Consider the following 786-nt stretch of genomic DNA (forward strand, 5'->3'; position numbering starts at 1 on the left):
AACTCGTTCGCCACATCCTCGATTTCCAATTCGCTTGGCAGCTTGATAGCCATTTTTGCGCTGAACAAGCTAGAACTCACACCGCCACCCCCGGCAATAAATACGCGTTGGCAATCCATATCTAAAATAGAGATGCCTTGTGCGTCCAGAACGTGAGTGATTTCATTGACGATACCTGCACGGTCATTGGAATCGAGACGAAGTTGGAAAATGGTATCTTCTTTGTGTGAGTGAGGCTCTGAATCCACAAATTTAACTACTAGAGTCTGGCAGGCTGAAAACGCTTCTTTCACCGTGTCCGCGTTTTCTTCAGGTAACTCAACTTTTATCACCCCAGCGACTTGGTCTTCAATAAAGTTTACTTTACTGATTAACCATTTGCCTCCGTTTTCATGAGTAACAGCAGCCAGTTGTTTGATAGTCGCCGGTGATGCTTGACCGACAAAGTTAACGATAAACACAGTGTTCATGATGTCCCCTCCTGGAATAAGGTTTGGACGCAGTGCGGTGGAACGCATCGCTTAAGTTATTGGAATAAGTCCTTTTCTTCAGTGTAGGTCCTAGGAAGGGGTTATGTTTGATAGAAGTCAATTTTTCACACTAATTCGCGAAGCAAATAATCAAAACAGTGCACTAGATACAAAAAGAGCAGCCGTTTGGCTGCTCTTCATTAATGTCGTTCAATATGGTTGGCTTAGAACGTTACTTTCAGCTCTACGCCGTAAAACTGACTGTCGTAGCTTGCACCTGCGTCCATGGCAAACTTCGCAACATCTTGATTGCCGA

General features: G+C 44.4%; 1 protein-coding gene. It reads right to left on the bottom strand.

Going from position 1 to position 786, the window contains the following annotated elements:
• A partial coding sequence (locus tag R7Q48_RS26500) for a glycine cleavage system protein R (RefSeq protein ID WP_318133187.1) occupies positions 1-470 on the bottom strand: 470 nt, incomplete at its 3' end.
• Between the last annotated feature and the right edge of the window lie 316 nt (positions 471-786).

This window comes from Vibrio sp. 378, from assembly GCF_033339435.1.